This is a genomic window from Staphylococcus pasteuri (assembly GCF_030547725.1).
Classification (GTDB): Bacteria; Bacillota; Bacilli; order Staphylococcales; family Staphylococcaceae; genus Staphylococcus; species Staphylococcus pasteuri.
Genome location: NZ_JAUOQO010001054.1, coordinates 1 through 233, shown reverse-complemented (window position 1 = coordinate 233; position 233 = coordinate 1). Strand labels below are relative to the sequence as shown.

The following is a 233-nucleotide window of genomic DNA, read 5'->3' as shown; positions in this document are numbered from 1 at the left end:
GAGCTGGCCCAACAAAAATTACCGGCCAGCCATCCAACCTTGCAGCATTTCCAGAGCGTCAGCGAACATGTGGTCACCCGATCAAGGCAGCCGCGGCTCGGCAGCCCAAGGATCAACGGGACAAGTGGACCAAAAATCTGTTTTACCGGGCGCCATGGCAACCGCACCCCGCTGAGTTACCCGGCATTTCAAGGCGCCGCCAAAGATCGCATCCAGATTGTGACAGACCCGGC

1 protein-coding gene is annotated in these 233 nt (G+C 58.8%); it reads left to right on the top strand.

Annotated elements, in window-relative coordinates:
• Positions 1-233: hypothetical protein (locus Q4528_RS16390; RefSeq protein WP_303522852.1), on the top strand; the 233-nt coding region annotated here is incomplete at both ends.